Here is an 18,298-nt window from a genome sequence, read left to right on the forward strand (position 1 = left end):
CGGTGAAGCCGATCACGTTCCGCCCCGCGCGGCTCACCCGACGTACGAGCGCGACCGACACGACCGATGCCGCCGGCAAGCGTGAACGCCGGAAGGCCCGAGTCGGCTTGGCCGCCGTCGTCGCAGGTTGTGTCGCACTGACGAGCGTGGTCGTGCTGTCCGGCCCGGGCAGCGCGAACTCCGGGATGAAGTTCACCCAGTCCGGTCACTGGGTCTACAACAGCTCGATCGGGCGGATCTTCCATCTGGACGGTGCGACCAAGGCCGTCGACGCCGAGGTGGGGCTGAGCACCGGGCAGCCCGGGGCGCAGGTGATCCAGAGCGACAAGAACGGTTACGTGCTGTCCAGGAACCGGATCGACCAGTTCGGCAAGTCGGACCTGACCGTGACGAACCCCATCGAGGTGCCGCTCAACGAGCAGCCCACCGGCCTCGAGGGCGGCGGTGCCGCCTTCGCGGTCTACCAGAAGGCCGGCCGGGTGATCCGGTTCGGCGACCGGGACGTGACGGAATTCCCGGGTGGGCCGCTCGGCGATCCGGTGGTGACGTCGGACGGCACATTGTGGATCCACCGGATCAGCCGCGGCGATCTCTGCCAGCTGCCGATCACCGCCGACCGGCTGTCCTGCTCGGCTGCGGTTCCGAAGCGGCACAAGGGAGCACTGACCGCGATCGGCGCGAAGGCGGTCTTCGTCGACCTCACGTCGCAGGAGGTCTACTCGCTGACCGGCGACGGCATCAGCAACAAGACCGAACTTCCGGATGTCGCCGTAGCGGACAACGCCCTGGTCGCCGGCAACGACGTCGACGGCAAGCTCGCGATCGTCGACCCCGGCCAGGGCGTCGTCCAGCTGGTCGATCCCACTGGTGCCGACACCAAGCCGACCAGGACGCTGATCAAGCCGGGGAAGTACGACAAGGTCGCCTCCTCCGGCGACGGGCTGGCGCTGCTGGACCGGAAGAACGCCGAGCTGGCGACACTGGACCGCGACGGCAAGGTCGGGTACCAGAAGATCGCCAGCCAGGACGAGAAGGACCAGATCAAGCGCGAGCCGAACCTGTTCCGCGGTGACGATTCCCGGGTGTACGTCGAGAGCTCGAAGGGCGACCGGGTGGTCGTGGTCGACCAGGACGGCCGCGCCAAGACCGTGGAAGTGGGATCGGGCGAGCCCGGCGACGGCAAGACCACTACCAAGCCGACGCAGACTCCACCTACGCATCGGCCGAGCACACCTCCCCCGATGAAGCCGCCGGTGCAGCCTCCGGTGACGACAGAGACGCAGCGGCCGCCGGCGCGGACGACACCGCCACCGACCCGCGAGACGAAGAAACCTGACAAGCGGACACCGGAGAAGCCGAAGACGTCGACCCCGACCAATCAGCCGACCGCGAAACCCGGTCTTCCCGGCGCACCAGGCTCAGTGCTGGCGAAGCAGGGCGGCACCGTGACCTGGAAGGCCGCGGCGCCGCACGGTGCGACGATCACGTCGTACCGGCTGAGCTGGAGCGGTGGCTCCACGACGGTCGCCGGTACGGCGAGATCGGCGACAATCCAGGAACTCGCCTCGAAGAGCGGGTACTACGTCACCGTCCAGGCGGTGAACCGGGTCGGCGCCGGCCCGGCCGTCAGATCGAACCGGGTCGAGCTCGACTGGGATCCGGCCGAGTCACCGCGCGAGCTGCTCGTGAGTGACGACGGCATCAGCGGCCGGCTCACCCTGGCCTGGGATCAGCCCACGATGGGCGAAGGCACTTTCCTCCGGTACGACGTCTCCATGGGCGGCCGGACGAGGAGCTCCACCAGCACGCAGCTCACCTGGACCGGGCTGACCGACGGCAGGATGTACGAGTTCACCGTACGGGCGATCACCAAGGCACCGGACGGCAGCACAATCACCGGCAAGGAGGCGATCCTCAGCGCGGCCTCGGTCGACCACGAGGAACGCACCAAGCGCGTGGTCGCGTCCCGCGGCGCCGGCACCGAATACAACAAGTGCGAGCCGCCGGTGTGCGCGTTCCTCCAGGTCCGGATCGAGAACCTGACGCCGAACACCGACTATGTCATCAAGCCGTACAGCTCGGGCTGGGGCAACTTCAACCCAGGCGCGACGCTCAAGACGAACAGCGAAGGTCACCTACTGGTCGACGACCGCTTCCCCTGCAGCGCCCTGGGCCAGCTCGTCTGGGCCACCGTCGAAACCACCGACGGCAAGACCGTCTACACCTCCAACAAGTTCCGCTGGAAGTCCGGCTGAGCAGGATCAGTTCTTGACGGCGAGGACGGCGGCGATGAGGCGTTGCCAGTCCGTGGGGTCGCCTGGTTCGTCGGGGTTGCGCCAGGCGTAGGCGGGGACCAGGCCGGGCTCGAGGACGGTGAAGCCGTCGCCGTAGAGGGCGAGGATCTGTTCGTCGGTGCGCCAGCGGCCGCGGCCGAGTGAGCCCTGCAGCAGCGCCTGCATCTCCGCGCTGCGCGGGTCGTTCTCGCTGCGGAAGTGGCTGATGAAGACGTAGCTGCCGGACGGGATCCGGTCGTACCAGAAGCGCACCAGGCCGGCCGGGTCCTCATCGTCGTTCACGTGGTGCAGGATCGCGCTCATGATCACCGCGACCGGCTGCTCGAAGTCGATCAGCCGCTTCGTGTCGTCGTTGTCGTAGATCGCCTTCGGCTCGCGGAGGTCGGCCTGGATCACGGTGGTGTTGGCGTTCTCGGCCAGCAGCGCCCGGCCGTGCGCGAGCACGATCGGGTCGTTGTCGACGTACACGACCTTCGCGTCCGGGTTGTGCCGCTGAGCGACCTGGTGCACGTTGTCCGCGGTCGGCAGGCCGCTGCCGAGGTCGATGAACTGCTTGATCCGCCCGTTCGTGACCAGCTCGCGGATCGCCCGGACCAGCGCGCCCCGGTTGTCGTACGCGATCTGCCTAGAGCCGGGCAGGTCGTGGATGAACTTGTCGGCCAGCGCCCGGTCGACGGCGAAGTTGTCCTTGCCGCCGAGCAGATAGTCGTACGTACGCGCGATACTCGGCTTGCTCTTGTCGAACCAGCCCGGGAAGCGGGCCTCAACCTGCGCGTCTTCGTCGGCCATCGCGGCAACCCTTCCGATCCACCTGGTGCAACACGCGTCACTCTATGCGATACCCGCGAGTCACTGTCACCGGGTCCGGAGCGTCGGTTGCGGTCAGCCGGCGGAGGCCGCGAGTACGTCGTCCGGGAGCAGGTAGCGGAGTTCTTCGGTGGTCGGCATCCGGCCCAGCGCTCGGAGCCGCTGGGACTGCGCCTTGCGCATGCCTTCGACCAGCCGGCGGGCTTCGCGGGCGTTGCCGAAGTTGGCGCCGTGGGCGATCCGGTCGAAGTACGACGTGAGCGGCGGACCGGCGGCCGGGTCGAGCAGGTAGTCGCCGCCGGCGACCATCCGGTCGGTGATCAGCAGCAGCTCCTCGGCGCTGTAGTTCTCGAACTCGATGGTCTTCGAGAAGCGGGACGCGAGGCCGGGGTTGGCGTCGAGGAAGTCGCTCATCTCGGCGGTGTAGCCGGCGACGATGATCGCGATCTCGTCGCGGTGGTCCTCCATCAGCTTCACCAGCGCGTCGATCGCCTCCTGGCCGAAGTCGCCGGCGTTCCCGGCCGACCGGGACAGCGTGTAGGCCTCGTCGATGAACAGCACCCCGCCGAGGGATTTCTCGAACACCGTCGTCGTCTTCTCCGCGGTGTGGCCGATGTATTGCCCGACCAGGTCGCGTCGTGACACCTCGGTGAACCCGCCGTTGGGCAGCACGCCGAGCGCCTTCAGCAGCTTCCCATACAACCGGGCGATGGTCGTCTTCCCGGTCCCCGGCGCACCGGCGAAGATCAGGTGATGGCTGACCGCGCCGACCGACAGTCCCGCCGTACGACGCCATTCGTCGACCTGGATCTCGTCCACCAGCGCACGGACTTCCGCTTTCACCCCGGGCAGCCCGACCATCTCGTCGAGCTCGGCGAGCAGGTCGTCCACCGGCCCGCCCTCGGCGACCCGCGCCACACTCTCCTCGATCACCTCGACCGCGGCGCCCTCGGTGAGCAGCAGTGCCGGCTGCGCGGTGTTCGTCAGCCGATGTCCTTCGACGGTTCCGCCGCATCCAGGCGCGAAGGTGATGCCTGACCCGCGAGTGTCGTGCACGGTGACTCGCCGGAGGACCGGCGTACTGCCGTGGGCGACACCGATCCCCTCGGTGCCGGTCTGGGCAATCTCGGTGTCGGTCACCTCCGGACGGCTGTACTGATAGATGTAGATGCCGCGTCCGCCGCACGTCGTCACAGTGCAGCCGCGGATCAGCGGATCGGCGCCTAGGGCAACGACTATCCCGTCGCCGGAGATCTCCCGGATCGTGGTGTCCAGGATCCGTCCGCCGGCGCCCTCGACGACGATGCCGGTCTCGGCACCCGTCACCGTGCAGCGGTCGATGGTGAACGCCGTACTCGCGTGCACGCTGATCGCCGGACGCGTCCGGCCGGCGACGACACATTGCTCAACCGTCAGCGTCGTACGGTCGACAGAGATGGCGACGCCCTCGAGCGCCCGTACCTCCAGCCCGCTCAAAGTCAACGAGCCGTCGACGGCGCGCACGGTCGGCCAGTCGGCGCCGGAACCGTCGAGGATCACCGTCGCACCGGGCTCGGCCTGGAGGGTGACCGAGCGGCCGGTCAGCTCGAGCGTTTCGGCGTAGGTCCCGGCGGCGATCGCGATCGCGGCTCCGTCGGGCGCCTCGAGCAGTGCGGAGCCGATGGTCGGATAGGCGCCGGGACGATCCGGTGCGACGGTGAGGGTTCTCATCAGCTGGCCCGCTCCAGCAGCCATCCGCGGTCGGCGGCCTTGACTCCGGCCTGGAAGCGGCTGCGCGCTCCGAGCCGGTGCATGATCTGCGCGACCATCCGCCGTACGGTGCGGACCGAGATGCCGAGCTGCGCAGCGGCTACCTCGTCGGTCGCGCCGAGTGCGAGCAGGCGCAGCATCTCCTGCTCGCGAAGCGACAGGTCGGTGTCGTCCGGGAGGTCGCTGTCGGCCAGCGGTACGGCGTCCGGCCAGATCCGCTCGAAGAGCTCGATGGCGTTGGTGACGACGCTGCTGAGCCGCAGTACGGCGACGCTGCCGTTCGTCGTGTCGGCCGGCAGAACCGCGATCGAGCCGTCGATCACGAGCGCGTTCATCGGGATATAAGGCATCGTCCGGACCGCGACTCCGGCGACCGACATCGCGCCCAGGTGCCGGCAGGCGTTCGGCGCGGTCCGCGCAGTATCGGGGTAGATCGCCCGGTAGCGCAGGCCCGGGCGGACGTCGCGCGGCCCGAAGGCCGGGCCGGCTGGGGTGAGGTTGCTCATCGCGATCACTTCGTCCTGGGCGGACGAGAGCAGCTCGGCGATGCCGCCGTGGGCGGGAATCTGGTGGAAGCCGCGGTTCAGCATGGTGACAGTCATGAAAGTGGAACCCCCAGAGGTAGCGTGGCGGCAAGGCCGGTGGCGTGCCGGCCGTCGAGGCGCTCGGGCTCGACCCCGAAGGACCGGGCCAGCGTGGTCAGGACGGAACAGGCCGCATCGAGGGTGGCCGGGTGTGAAGCGGCCAGCCGCAGTACGGCGTCATGGCGGATGGGCGAAGGGTGATCGACGGAAGCCGTCACCGTGACAGCGAGGGTCTGAGCGGCGCCGGTTCCGGTGCCGAGCAAGGTGTCGACGAGCATCCGTAAAGTTGCTGCAGGCAATGATGCGGATCCGGTCAGCCGGACGCACAGCTGCTGCACCGGACCGCAGGACCAGGTCGACCAGCGTTCGTGGATCCGGCCACGGCCGGCGTTCGCGTGCGCCAGTGCGCCGATGGACGCCAGTACGTCGGTCTCGTCCAGCGGCATGCACTCGACCTGCTCACGGTCGAACCGGCGAACCAGCCGGCGGACCGTGTTCGCGAGAACCTGGCGGAGCTGCTCGTCGGTGGCGATGTCCGCCGTCCGCTCGGCGCCGACGGCGATCCACGCGCGCGGCGGCTGGTTCTGCTTGACGCCGGTGTGCACTATCAGCTGGACGCCGACACTCACCGGCTGCTCATCGGCCGAGTCCGCCAACGAACCAAGCTCTGGGAGCAACTGGTGCGCGCCAAGCCTGACAGCAACGCTGGCCCCGGCCGGTCGGCTCAGCAGTCCGTACGGCTGCTCCCGTACGACGACCTCGCCGGTCGAGGTCCGTCCGTACAACGCACTGACCAGGTTGACCGCGATGTCGTCGCCCAGGTCGATCCGGCGCCGGCGGGCCAGGAAGACGAGCAGGACGCCCACCCAGCGGTACAACCACAGCCCACGGATCCGGACAGCGGTGAGCAGCACGAGCGAGACCGCCGCGAGCGACGTGAGGATCAGCGCCGTCCGCGAGCCTGCGGTCGCAGCACCGACGGTGACCACGGCGAACTGCCAGCAGACAATCTGACCAACCCGGATCGCCCGGTCCGGCCGCTCGACGGTGTCGACCGTCGGCTCGGGCGCGGGCGGTCGCTCGACGAGACTCAGCCGCTCAATGGGTGCAGCCGGAGGCGTCGCCGAAACAGGTGCCGAGGGCAACTGTCGACGCGGCTGGGCGAGAGGCATTCCGACCGCTGTCGCCTGCGGGACCGCGCGGGCGGTCGGCGCGTAGGCGACCTCTTGCTGAGGCGCGGATGCGGCCGCGGCGTGCGGCCTCATGCGACCAGCTCGGCTTTCGATTCAGTGGCGAGCAGCAACTGGCGAGCGTGGTCGCGCGCCACCGGGAGAAGGGCAAACCGGCCGGGCGCCGGCTCGGCAACCAGGTTGAGATCCATCAGCAGGTCGACCATCGGCTCCACCTCCTGCTGGCTCATCCCCGCGAGCCGGGCCGCCCGACCGAGGTCGAACTGAGGTGTCGCACCGATCCGCCGGTAGAACCGCTGGACCGGTCCCGGCAGCCCGTCGTACGCGACGTCGAAAGGCGCGAGTACGTCTGCGAGCGCACGACACCGGGCCGCCGGGTCGTCGAGCTGCGCCGCCATCCGCCTCACTGTCCACGGCTTCCGGTTGCGCATCCGCTCGACCAGGTGCCGGATGGCGCCCGGGTGTCCCTCGCACCAGCGCAACACCTGATCGATGTCGGTGAGCCGCTCAGCCTCATCGGACGCGAGTACGTCGAGAGTGATCGCGCCGGAGCGGTCGAGTCCGGTCAGGCGGTGCCGGCTGATCAGCAGGACCAGTGCGTCCGGGTTGTTCGGCAGCAGACGTCGTACCTGGTCGGCGTGGTCGACGTTGTCCAGGATCAGCAATCCAGTTGCCGGCGGCAACTGCACTGACGAGCTGACATCGACGTAGTGCTGAGTCTCGTGACCGGATGCGGCGGCGACCTCGAGGGCGAAGGCGGTCTTGCCGATGCCCGGCATGCCGTCGATGGTGACCACCCCGGTCGCGCCCTGCAGCGTCCGCAGCTCGTGGGCGCGGCCGACGAAGCCGGGGATCCGCGGCGGCAGGTTCGAGCTCAGCGGAGGAGGCACCAGCTTCGGTGCCTCCTCGCTCAGGATCTCCTGGTGCAACGCGGTCAACTCAGCCCCCGGCTCGATCCCAAGATCGCGAACAAGCGCGGTACGCGCGCGCTGATACGCCGCGAGCGCGTCGTGACGACGACCCGTCTGCCGGTACGCCGCCATCAGCCGCGCCCACGCCAGTTCGCGCAGCGGCTCTTCCTCAGTGAGAGACCGCAGTACGGCGATTGCCGCGGCGGGCCGGCCAAGTGCGAGCTGCGCGTCGGCCAGGTCCTCGCGGAGGGTCCGGTGCAGCTCGGTGAGCCGGTCCACGGCTGAGGTCGCGTCGACGGTCAGACCGTCGTACGGGCATCCACGCCAGAGGCTGAGCGCGCGCTCAACGACTGCAACCGCCTCCAAAGGCGAGCCGTCGGTCAGCAGTGAACGGGCCTCGTCGCAGAGGCCGGCCGCGACGTCGGCGTCGAGCTCGCCTGGCAGCACGCGGACTCGGTAGGCGCCCGGGCGGCTCTCGATCCGCTCGTCCGGGAGCGCCCGGCGGAGCTGCCAGACGTATGTCTTCAGATTGTTCTGCGCCGAGGCCGGGATGTCGCGGCCGGCCCAGACGGCGTCGATCAGCTGCTCGGTGCTGACCCAGGCATTGCGGTGCAGCACGAGCAGCGTGAGCACGGTGGCGGGCTTGCCGCCGCAGACATCGAGCGGGCGTCCGTCCGGGCCGTCGACCTCGAGCGGGCCCAGCACCCGGAAGGCGAGGCCTCCACACGGCTGGGCCGCGTTCCGGACCGATGGAAGCGCTGAGTGACCGTTCATGACACATACGATCCGGGTTGACGATGACATTTCGATGACACGTGAGGATGCCGGTGCGCGTACTGGTGGTAGAGGACGACGAGGAGCTGCAGGTCGCGATCCCGGCCGCGCTGAGATCAGCCGCTCTGGCGGTCGATCTGGCCGGTGACATCGCCGCGGCCGACGAGGCGCTGTTCGTGAACTCGTACGACTGCGTCGTGTTCGACCGGATGCTGCCGGACGGCGACTCGATCGGGTACGTTCGCAGCCGGCGGCAGGACGGCTGGGCACTCCCGGTGCTGTTCCTGACCGCGATGGACAAGCTCGTCGACCGGGTGGACGGGTTCGAGCACGGCGGTGACGACTACCTGGTCAAGCCGTTCGCGGTGGAGGAGCTCATCGTCCGAGTGCTCAGCCTGTGCCGTCGCGGTCCCGCCGTACGGCCGCCGGTACTGCGGTACGCCGATGTCGAACTGGACACCAGCCGTCGCGAGGTCCGCCGGGCCGGTGTCCTGCTGACCCTGACCGCAAAGGAGTTCTCCGTGCTGGAGTACCTGATGGCGCGGCCCGAACAGGCCGTGTCCCGGGCCGACCTGATCGAGCACTGCTGGGACGCGAACGCCGACCCGATGGCGAACGTCGTCGACGTGACCATCAAGCGGCTGCGCACCAAGCTGCGCGGGTCCGAGCTGATCCAGGCCGTCCGCGGTCACGGTTACCGGCTGACCACGGGCGGCGCCGGATGAGGGGTCCGGCAGCCGATCGGCTCCGCCGGCTGCGCTGGTGGCTGACCGTTCTGTTCACCGTGATGAACACGGTCGGCTTGATCATCCTGGCGCCGGTGATCATCGCCCTCGACGCTGGCCGCGGTACGGCGGAGACCGACAAGGAATTGCAGGTCGTCACCCGGCCGGTGCTCCGGCTGCTCGGCGACACCAACGCCACCGACACCACCAGGGTCAGCGCCGATCCACTCAACGCGGACTGCCCTCAGTTCGCGATCCTGCCCGGCAACGCGCCATCGTTCGAACCGTATTTCAGCGCGCACAACTGCACGCCGGTTGACCGCAAGGTGCTGGACGATCTGGCCAACCGGGCGACAAGCACCCAGACCAACTTCACCACCGACCAGACAGCCCTGAACGGGCACCAGATCCGGGTCGATGTCGTGTGGTTCAAGAACCAGAACAAACCCGGCGGCGCCGTACTCGCTTGGACGGACGTCGAGGATCAGCAGGCTGCGCACCAGCGGCTGGCCTGGGTCGTGATGGCCATCTGCGCCTTGCTGATCGGTGTCGCCGCGCTGGTCGGATACTGGCTGTCCGGTCGCGCGATCCGGCCGGCGATGGCCGCGCTCGAACAGCAGGAGACCTTGCTGGCCGAGACGGCACACGATCTTCGTACGCCGGTATCGGCACTGCGGACGTTGGCCGAGACGGCCTTGCGGGATCCACAGCAGCGGGCCGAATTGCTGCCGCGGACGGTCCGGCTGGCCGGGCGGATGGGCGACATCATCGACGGATTGCTCGTCCGCGCGCGGCTGGCGGCCGGCGTGGAAAAGCTTGCGGTACAGCCGGTCTACCTGGATCAGCTCGTCGGCGGCGTCGTCGAAGACCTGCCGACCGACGGCGCGCGGATCCAGCTGGTGACCGCGCCGACCATGGTCCGGGCCGATCCGACCTTGCTGTCCAGGGCGATCGGCAACCTGCTCGACAACGCGATGCGGCACGGCCGGGCCCCGGGTGCGGCGGAGGCCATCGTCACCGTCACTGTCGCCAACGGCCGGGTCACGGTGGCCGACCAGGGGCCGGGGATCGACCCCGAGGTCGGCGCGGACCTGTTCGAGCGATTCAACACCGGCGGTGGCGGCTCGGGCCTCGGCCTGGCGATCGTCCGCTGGGTCGCGCTGTCGCACGGCGGCGACCTGAAGGTCTACAACGGCGACGAAGGCGGCGCCATCTTCGAGTTCCAGCTGCCTACCGCGGAGTAAGAATCCAGCCTGGACCGGTTCTGGACGCAGGATGGACCACGGCTGGGTAGGGTCACTGAGTGCAGTCTGGCGAATACCTGGGGAGAAACACATATGAGCGATCCTGGTGAGGCATACCGTTTGGTCGCGGACAACCTGGCCAAAGTCATCCACGGGAAGCCTGAGGTGATCCGGCTCGCGCTGACCGCGCTGTTCGCCGAGGGGCACCTGCTGATCGAGGACGTGCCCGGCCTGGGCAAGACCACGCTGGCCCGGTGTATCGCGCGCAGCATCGACGCGACCTGGAACCGGATCCAGTTCACCCCGGACCTGCTGCCCGGTGACATCACCGGCGTGATGGTCTACCACCAGGGCAACGAGACGTTCGAGTTCCATCCGGGCGGCATCTTCGCCAACGTCGTGGTCGCCGACGAGATCAACCGCGGTACACCGAAGACGCAGTCCGCACTGCTCGAGGTGATGGCCGAGCGCCGGGTCACGGTCGACTCGAACACCCGCGCCGTACCGGATCCGTTCCTGGTCATCGGCACCCAGAACCCGATCGAGATGGAAGGCACCTACCGGCTGCCGGAGGCGCAGCTCGACCGGTTCCTGATGCGGATCGAGATCGGCTATCCCGACCACGACGCCGAAGTCCGGATCGTGCTCGGCGACACCGGCCGGATCGGGCCCGACTCGCTCAGCCCGGTCATCGACGTACCGGCGCTGCGGAACGCGATCGCGGCGGTCCGCTCGGTCCACGTCGACCCGGCCATCAGCTCGTACGCCGTCAAGCTCGCTGCGGCGACTCGTGAACACACCGCCGTCCGGTACGGCGCCAGTCCGCGCGGCAGCATCGCGTTGGTCCGGGCCGCGCGGGCGTTCGCCGCGACGGACGGACGGGCGTTCACAACGCCGGACGACGTGAAGCAGGTCGCGCAGCCAGTTCTCGCACACCGCCTCGTGCTCACGCCTGATGCCGAGTTGAGCCAGCGGCCGCCGTCGTCCGTGGTGGACGAGGTGCTGGCCGCGACGCCGGCGCCGACGGCCGGCGTCAACGCGGGCTGACAGGTGAGCTGTTGTGGACGCGGAGGCTGTGAAGTCGAAGGCTAAGGAGTGGCGGCCGAGGGCCGCGCTGGCCGGCGTGGTCGCGGTCTGCATGACGGCGACGGTGCTGGCGGTGTCCGGAGCGGGTGCGGACACCGCCGGGATGAAGTTCGTCCAGACCGGCCACTTGATCTACAACAGCACGCTGGGCACCGTCTTCCATGTCGACGGCGCCACCAAGAACGTCGACGGGCAGGTGTCGGTCCCGGGCCTCGCCCCAGGCACGCAGGCCGTGCAGACGGACACCAAAGGCTTCGTGCTGGCGCGCGGCAGCATCACGGAGTTCGGCAAGTCCGACCTGAAGGTCGAGGACCCGCGGCCGGCGCCGTCGGACGAGAAGCCGGTTCTGCTCGAGGCCGCCGGTGCGGCGTTCGCGATCTACCGGCAGGCCGGAGCGATCAGCCGAATGAACGACAACCCGGTGACGCTGTCGATCGGCCCCGGCCTCGGTCAGCCGGTGGCCACCAAGTCCGGAACCCTCTGGGTCCACCGGACCACCGCCGGCCAGATCTGCCAGTTGCCCGTGCAGGCCGACCGGCTGTCCTGCGGCGCTCAACTGACCAGCGGGCATGGTGGCGCACTCACGGTCGTCGGCGATCAGGTCATGTTCGTGGACACGACGGCTCGCGAGCTGCGTACGGTGGGTGCCGACGGGTTCGGCCCCCCGGTCCCGATCAACGGGGTCTCAGTCACGCCGGACTCGATCATCGCGCCGTACGACGTGAACGGCCGGATCGCGATCCTGGATCCGGGCAAGAACGAGCTGAACCTCGTCGACCCGGCGCCAGTACGCGGTGATCGCAAGCCGGCGGATCCCGTCGTACGAAAGGTGCCGCAAGGCAAGTACTCGCAGATCGCGTCGTCCGGCAAGGGCGTGGCGATGATCGACTCGTCGACGGACACCCTGGTCACGATCGACTCCAACGGCAAGACGACCCCACACAAGATCAAGCCGCCGTCGGCCGGAGCGCGGGTGCCGAAGGACCAGAAGCCCGACCTGTTCCGCGGTGCGGATTCCCGGCTGTACGTCGACAGCACGGCCGGCGAGCGGGTGATGGTCGTGGACGACGACGGCGAGGTCACCGAGGTCGAGACCGGCAAGGAGTCGAAGAAGCCGGGGAAGGAAAGCACCCCCGAGTCGAAGCCGACTACGCCGCCTCCCTCGACACCGCCGCCCAACCCGCCCTCGACACAGCCGACCCGGAGCGAGCCGACGCGGACGAACCAGCCCGCGCGGACGAACGGGCCGGACGAGAACGAGAACAAGCCCAAGCGGCCGCCACGGACCGAACCGCCGAGGACCATGGAGCCGCCTGAGGCGACCAAGCCGACCTCGAAGCCGCCGACGACCAAACCGACGCCGATCAAGGCGAGCCGGGCCGGCGCACCGCCCGGCCTGAAGGCTTCGGAGACTGACGGTGCGGTGACGTTGTCCTGGCGGCGGCCGAATCTCAACGGCGGCAAGCTCGTGCGTTACAGCATCAGCCAGGGCGGCGACTCCGTGTCGGCAACGTCGCCGAAATACACGTGGAGCGGGCTGACGAACGAGACGTCGTACACCTTCCGGGTCCGTGCGATCACGAGGGGGACCGATGGCAAGCTGCTCACCGGTGTGCCGTCAACCGTGACGGCGACGCCCAAGGGCAACGGGAGAGTGTGGATCACGTACGACGGGCCGGTATCCAAGTACGGCGACGAGTACACGGACTCGAACTGTCCGGAGGACACGGATGCGGAGGACTGCGGGTACATCATGGTCCACGCGAGTGGTCTGGAGCCCAACACGAGCTACCACTTCCGTGCCTACGCGAGCGAATGGGGCGAGTTGCACACGGAGAACGGTGGTGGATACGACATCGAGACCGATGACGACGGCAACATCCAGCAGAAGAAGTTCCACAACTCGGCGGTCGGTCAGCGGATCTACGTGACCGCGACGGGCCCGGGCGGGCCGTACCGCTCGGCCTCGATCACCTGGCCGAACGGGTGACGGCGTGCGATTGACGGGGCGTGGGGTCGCGGTACTGATCGGGTCGATCGCCGTTTACGCGCTGGGAGAGATCGCCGGGTACGCCGTCTTCCGGGCGCTCGGCGGGATCGGTCTGGGTGCGTTGCTGGCGGCAACTGTTCTGACCGCGCGGAAGCCGCGGGTGACGGTGCAGCGGATGCTGTCCCCTGATCGGGTCGAGCGTGGACGCTCGGCGCTGGCCACACTGCGGGTTCGGAACGAGGGAACTCGGTGGCAGGCGTCGTTCGCAGCGCACGACTCGGCAGGTGACCAGCGGCAGGCAGTGCAGATCCGACGGCTCGGCCCGGGGAGCGAGGCGACGTACCGGTATGAGCTGCCGACGTCGCGCCGTGGGCGGATCGCGGTCGGGCCGTTGACATTGGAGCGACGCGACCCGCTGGGCCTGGCCCGGAACAGCCGGGCGACAGGTGAGGTCGCGACCCTTTGGGTGCACCCGAAGCGGCATCCGACCAAGACCGTGGTCGCCGGACGTCCCCGGCACCACCATGTCGGGCGTACGGCGGACGACTCGTTGCGCGGCTCGGCGGACCTGCGCGATGTCCGGCCGTACGTCGTCGGCGACGAGGTCCGGCACCTGCACTGGAAGGCGACCGCGCGGACCGGGCAGTTGATGGTGCGCGACTACGCCGATCCCGATCAGCCGCGGTTGACCGTGCTGCTGGACACGCGGCGCGAACCGTTGTCCGAGGCAACTTTCGAGGAAGCGACCGAGGTCGCCGCGTCAATCTTGGTCGCCGCGTCGACCGCCGGGCACCGCTGCCGGCTGGTGACAACTGCTGGCGCCGACCTCGCGGCTCAGGGCGGTGCCGTCGCCTCGCGGATGTTCCTCGACGAACTGTGCGTGGTCGGCCAGGGTGACAGCCGTTCCGGGTTGTTGCCCCCGGTCCTCACCACTGGCACCTCCGCCGGCGGCGCGATCGTCGTCGTCACCGGCGCCCACGGTTCAGCGTCCGACTTGGCTCCGCTCCTCAGCCGCTACTCCTCCGTCACCGTCCTCGGCCTCGGCCCGGTGCAAGGCATCGCTCCGATCCTTGGTGCCCAGGTCATTCTCGCCGGCACCGCTCCCGAAGCGCTGCAGCAGTGGACAGGAGTCTTGAAATGAGCAGGCGGCGGACGATCGCCGTACTCGCCGCTGTGTTGCTTGGCGGGTTGTGTTTCGCGCCTGTCTTTGGGATTGGCAGTCTGTGGCTTCCAGTCGGGGCTGTGTGTGTCGTTGCGTATGTGGTGACCGAGGTGTGCCGGCATTGGGCTGGGCTGGCTGCTTGGCGGCCGTTGCTCGTGGCTGTGGGTGGATTGCTGGCGGTCGTGGAAACGGTGCTGCGGGCAACGACCGTTGCCGGGCTGCCGACCGTGGATTCGTTGCGGGCGCTGGGGCGCGGGCTGAGCGCGTGGCGGTTGACGTTGGAGTCGACGTGGCCGGCGCGGCCTGATCCGGAGCTGGTGGTCTTCATTCCGCTGCTCACGTTGGTGGCGTGTCTGCTGGCGGTGGAGCTGCTGGACCGCGCCCCGCCACTGGTCGCCCTGATCCCCGGCCTTGCCGTTGTCGGCGTGAGTCAGCTGTACATCGCCGCGACCGGCCTGACCGCCGTACTGATTGCCTCTGGCTACGGCCTGCTGGTCATCGCCCTGCTCGTTCCTGACGACTTCGAACTTCGCCGGATCGGTCCGTGGGCCGCGACCGCGGCTGTCACGGTCGCCGCGCTCGTCTGCGGGTTGGTCGTCAGTACGATCGATCCCGCCGGACGTACGCCGTACTCGCTGCAGAAGGTGCAGTCGGCAACGGCTCCGGGGGAACGGCCGACCAGTCCGCTCGACGAGCTCGCCGGCCGGCTGAGTCCGGACGTTCGTAACGAGCCCGTGTTTCGCTACCAGTCCTCGCAGCCGGTGGACCGCTGGCGGCAGGTCGCGCTGGACGACTTCGACGGCGCCAACTGGACGACTGACCACCCGTTTCTGCGGATGGGGTCCGCGCTCACTCCGGGTCCCGAGATCCGGGTGCCGACGAAGATCCAGCACGCCTCCATCCAGCTCGAGGACCTGGACGGTCCCTGGCTGCCCGGACAGTTGCTTCCGGCAACCGTGTCGGGGGTGGCCGACCCTCGCGTCGAACCCATCGGGAGCACGCTGCTCGCCGCGAACACGCCGCGGAACTACGACCTCACCTGGTCGAAGCCGGCGACGGTCGACGCCTCGTACCTGCTCAGTGCCGGTATCGACGCGGATGCACCTGGCGGCGGCCTGGAGGACGACCTAGGCCCGGTGCCGAACGACGTCGCATCTCTCGAGCCGCTCCAGGGCCGTCGCGCGACTGTTGCCACGGCTCTCGCGCTGGCGACGTACATGCGGAACAACTACCGCGTGGCGGTCGACGAACCATTGCCGACCGGCCACAGTTGGCCGCAGTTGGAGAAGTTCCTCCTGCAGGACAAGCAGGGCACGAGCGAGCAGTTCGCCACGGCGTACGTCGCTCTCGCCCGGCTCAGCGGGATCCCGGCCCGGGTGGTCGTCGGCTTCCGCGCCCCGGCTCAGCGCGACGCGGATGGTCTCTACACCGTCTACAACCGCGATGCCATGGCCTGGCCGGAGATCGCCGTCGACGGCGTCGGCTGGTGGCCGATCGACCCGATGGGACAAGCCGCCACCGGCCAGGCCTCAGCGCCCGGCTCGCCCGAGAGCGTCACCGAACAGGCCCGTGCCGCAGTACCTCCGGTCGACAAGATCCAGGATCCGGAGGTGCCGCCGTCGTCTGATGAGGCCGGATCCTCCGGTGGTTTCGGCAGCTTCCGCATCCCGGTCTTCGCGATCTTCCTGGTCTCCGCGGGGTTGCTGCTGTTGTGGCTGCTCGGCGTACCGCTGCTCAAACACGCCCGGGCGCTGCGACGCAAACGCCGTACTGGCAGCGCATCCGTCGTGGGCGCGTGGGCCGAGGCACGCGACCGCCTGCGGGCGCACGGCGTCCCAGTGACCGCCGGCATGACCGTGCGGGATCTCGCCGATGCCGCCGACGATCTACCCGACACCAGATCCAGCCTGGCCACCATCGCCACCGCCGTCGACCACGCCCTCTGGTCCGGTACGACGACCTCCCCCGAACTTGCTCAGCAAGCCTGGTCCGGCGTCCGCACCCTCCGCCAAGCCCTCCGCACCCGCCCCTGGCCCGACCGCCTCCAAGCCTCCCTCGAACTACGCACCCTGTTCACGCGCTAGTGAAGGCGATCGGCAGGCGGCTACGACAGACGGGATCCTGTGATGTCTCAGGACATGCGTGACAGTTCTGCCTCAGGACATCGGTGACATTGGTTGTGTCAGGACATCAGTGACAATCAGCGGTCTTGGCGTGGGCCGCGGGGGCGGCCGTTGCCGACATAGGTGGTTCCGGGTGCGGGTCGGGTGCGCTCGATGAGGATCTCGCCTTCGAGGTCGGTGACGGTGATCGTGTCGCCGTCTTTGTCGCCGTTGGTGATGACGAGCACCTGCTGGAAGCCTCGTCGTCCGTCGACCAGGTACTGGACCTTGTCCAGGTAGAACATGCCGGCGCTGGTCAGCTTCTTCACGATGGTGTCGTCGGGCAGGTCTGGGGGTGCCGGGGCGGTTCGGGGCCGACTGGCGGGACGGTTGGAGGAGCGGCGGGGCAGGTCACGTGGGAGGCGAGGCGCCTCGGCCTTCGCGGTGGCTGCCCAGGCTGTCAGGGGTGTGACACGGCCGGGCAGTCCTTGGTGGGGCCGCTGTGTGTTGTAGATGTGGTCGAAGGCGTCGACCTGGTCCTGCAACTGGGCCAGATCGGCGGCCAGCGGCTGCTTGTCGAGGTAGCGGAACAGGGTCTGGTGGAAGCGTTCGTTCTTGCCCTGGGTGGTCGGCTTGTAGGGCTTGCCGGTGATCGGCTCGGCCGCCAGGGCCATCACGTGGACGACGAGCTGGCCCAGGAGTCCACGGCGCGACGGGTTCAGCGCGAGCCCGTTGTCCGACAGCAGCCGTTGGGGCACGCCATGAGCGGCCACGGCCTGGTCGAAGACGACGATCGCCGCCTCCGCGGTTCGGACACCACCGACACCGACGACTCACCGAAGTGTCACCACCAAGACCCCCCGAAACTGTCACCGAGGTCCTGATACAGAACCGTCACCCATGTCCTGCGACATGACACCAGAGACGGGATCCACGATTTGGCTTGATCGAACATCTGTTCTAATATAGGTGCATGAGGACGTTCGCGGCAACACAGCCCGGCGGTGACCATCCGGTCTCCGCCGACACGGTTACGCTCACCGCGAACCCCACCTTCTCCCGCCCCGGGTGCTGCGCCCACTGCTGCACCGGGGATTCCGCCGTGACGGACGACGCCTACCTGTCGGACGCCTACGACTACGTGCCCGACGACCTGCACTACCCCACCGACGCCGAGATCCCCGGCGGTCCGCTGGTGCTGACCGAGCAGGAGTGGCTGGACGCCGAACTCGACGACGCCCTCGGCGGCCACCGCTACTCCCGTGTCGATGAGTTCGAGTGGCAGGAATGGCACGGTGTGGACCAGGACGAGGCCGAACGCGCCCTGCTGGCCCTGGGCGCCCCGGCCTGGCTGTCCCTGCCGCCCGGCGGTGCGCTGGCCACCGCCCTGGAAGACACCCGCCCCCGGGCGATGTCGCCGATCGCGCTGATCGAACTGCTCAAGGCCGCGAACCGGATGGCCGGCTGGGCCGAGGCCCTCAAGGCCGAGGCGATGGCGTCGTTCTACCGGCACCGCCACGCCGAACACGCCGAAGCCCCGCGCCCCACCCAGGTCGATTCCAAAGGCCGCCCGATCGACCCCGACCGCTCCTGGCACGCCGAGATCGCCCTCGCCCTCGGCCTGTCCCCCACCACCGTCGCCCGCCACGTCACCACCGCGCTGCGCCTCACCACCACCCT

General features: G+C 68.9%; 13 protein-coding genes and 1 pseudogene. 8 read left to right on the top strand and 6 right to left on the bottom strand.

What is annotated here, in order from left to right; genetic code table 11:
• Positions 1-2 precede the first annotated feature (2 nt).
• A complete protein-coding gene (locus tag EV646_RS31660; RefSeq protein ID WP_132155139.1) occupies positions 3-2,255 on the top strand; it encodes a fibronectin type III domain-containing protein in 2,253 nt (750 codons plus the stop codon).
• Positions 2,256-2,261: 6 nt separating this feature from the next.
• Here EV646_RS31660 and EV646_RS31665 read toward each other — a convergent pair whose 3' ends face one another.
• The 5 genes from EV646_RS31665 to EV646_RS31685 form a co-directional block, all read right to left on the bottom strand.
• Positions 2,262-3,083: an SAM-dependent methyltransferase gene (locus EV646_RS31665; protein ID WP_132155141.1), complete on the bottom strand. Its 822-nt coding sequence runs from the start codon at positions 3,081-3,083 to the stop codon at positions 2,262-2,264.
• Between the two features lie 93 nt (positions 3,084-3,176).
• Entirely contained in the window at positions 3,177-4,811 is a 1,635-nt protein-coding gene (locus tag EV646_RS31670) for a right-handed parallel beta-helix repeat-containing protein (RefSeq protein WP_132155143.1), read from the bottom strand.
• A complete protein-coding gene (locus tag EV646_RS31675) occupies positions 4,811-5,452 on the bottom strand; it encodes a helix-turn-helix transcriptional regulator (protein ID WP_132155145.1) in 642 nt (213 codons plus the stop codon). The genes EV646_RS31670 and EV646_RS31675 overlap by 1 nt, the downstream gene beginning before the upstream one ends.
• The gene (locus EV646_RS31680; RefSeq protein ID WP_132155147.1) at positions 5,449-6,699 is read right to left on the bottom strand and encodes a hypothetical protein; all 1,251 of its coding nucleotides are present in this window, start codon (positions 6,697-6,699) and stop codon (positions 5,449-5,451) included. The genes EV646_RS31675 and EV646_RS31680 overlap by 4 nt, the downstream gene beginning before the upstream one ends.
• Complete coding sequence (locus EV646_RS31685; RefSeq protein ID WP_158291064.1) at positions 6,696-8,309, bottom strand: AfsR/SARP family transcriptional regulator; 1,614 nt, start codon at positions 8,307-8,309, stop codon at positions 6,696-6,698. Before EV646_RS31685 ends, EV646_RS31680 begins: the two co-directional genes overlap by 4 nt.
• Before the next feature lie 53 nt (positions 8,310-8,362).
• Between EV646_RS31685 and EV646_RS31690 the strand changes: the two genes are divergently transcribed.
• The 6 genes from EV646_RS31690 to EV646_RS31715 all read left to right on the top strand — a co-directional run bounded on the left by EV646_RS31690 (position 8,363) and on the right by EV646_RS31715 (position 16,600).
• On the top strand, positions 8,363-9,034 hold the full coding sequence (locus tag EV646_RS31690; RefSeq protein ID WP_199237294.1) for a response regulator transcription factor: 672 nt from the start codon (positions 8,363-8,365) through the stop codon (positions 9,032-9,034).
• Complete coding sequence (locus tag EV646_RS31695) at positions 9,031-10,278, top strand: sensor histidine kinase (protein WP_132155151.1); 1,248 nt, start codon at positions 9,031-9,033, stop codon at positions 10,276-10,278. The genes EV646_RS31690 and EV646_RS31695 overlap by 4 nt, the downstream gene beginning before the upstream one ends.
• A 93-nt stretch (positions 10,279-10,371) precedes the next feature.
• Complete coding sequence (locus EV646_RS31700) at positions 10,372-11,325, top strand: AAA family ATPase (protein ID WP_132155153.1); 954 nt, start codon at positions 10,372-10,374, stop codon at positions 11,323-11,325.
• A 28-nt stretch (positions 11,326-11,353) separates the two neighbouring features.
• Positions 11,354-13,354, top strand: coding sequence for a fibronectin type III domain-containing protein (locus EV646_RS31705; RefSeq protein WP_132155155.1), 2,001 nt, complete (start codon positions 11,354-11,356; stop codon positions 13,352-13,354).
• A 4-nt stretch (positions 13,355-13,358) separates the two neighbouring features.
• Positions 13,359-14,495, top strand: a complete 1,137-nt coding sequence (locus EV646_RS31710; protein WP_132155157.1) for a DUF58 domain-containing protein — start codon at positions 13,359-13,361, stop codon at positions 14,493-14,495.
• Complete coding sequence (locus EV646_RS31715; RefSeq protein WP_132155159.1) at positions 14,492-16,600, top strand: transglutaminase TgpA family protein; 2,109 nt, start codon at positions 14,492-14,494, stop codon at positions 16,598-16,600. The genes EV646_RS31710 and EV646_RS31715 overlap by 4 nt, the downstream gene beginning before the upstream one ends.
• 449 nt (positions 16,601-17,049) lie before the next feature.
• Here EV646_RS31715 and EV646_RS40385 read toward each other — a convergent pair.
• Positions 17,050-17,415, bottom strand: a pseudogene (locus EV646_RS40385) (integrase core domain-containing protein); the annotation flags it as partial.
• A 176-nt stretch (positions 17,416-17,591) separates the two neighbouring features.
• Between EV646_RS40385 and EV646_RS31725 the strand changes: the two are divergent.
• Positions 17,592-18,298, top strand: a 707-nt coding sequence (locus EV646_RS31725; RefSeq protein WP_199237296.1) for a hypothetical protein, incomplete at its 3' end; no start/stop codon positions are given.

The organism is Kribbella antiqua, from assembly GCF_004345665.1.
Lineage (GTDB): Bacteria > Actinomycetota > Actinomycetes > Propionibacteriales > Kribbellaceae > Kribbella > Kribbella antiqua.

Coding starts and splice junctions, on each gene's coding strand:
- EV646_RS31680 (WP_132155147.1), bottom strand. CDS start 6,699: ATGAGGCCGCACGCCGCGGCCGCATCCGCGCCTCAGCAAGAGGTCGCC.
- EV646_RS31700 (WP_132155153.1), top strand. CDS start 10,372: ATGAGCGATCCTGGTGAGGCATACCGTTTGGTCGCGGACAACCTGGCC.
- EV646_RS31715 (WP_132155159.1), top strand. CDS start 14,492: ATGAGCAGGCGGCGGACGATCGCCGTACTCGCCGCTGTGTTGCTTGGC.
- EV646_RS31695 (WP_132155151.1), top strand. CDS start 9,031: ATGAGGGGTCCGGCAGCCGATCGGCTCCGCCGGCTGCGCTGGTGGCTG.
- EV646_RS31670 (WP_132155143.1), bottom strand. CDS start 4,811: ATGAGAACCCTCACCGTCGCACCGGATCGTCCCGGCGCCTATCCGACC.
- EV646_RS31685 (WP_158291064.1), bottom strand. CDS start 8,309: ATGAACGGTCACTCAGCGCTTCCATCGGTCCGGAACGCGGCCCAGCCG.
- EV646_RS31665 (WP_132155141.1), bottom strand. CDS start 3,083: ATGGCCGACGAAGACGCGCAGGTTGAGGCCCGCTTCCCGGGCTGGTTC.
- EV646_RS31675 (WP_132155145.1), bottom strand. CDS start 5,452: ATGACTGTCACCATGCTGAACCGCGGCTTCCACCAGATTCCCGCCCAC.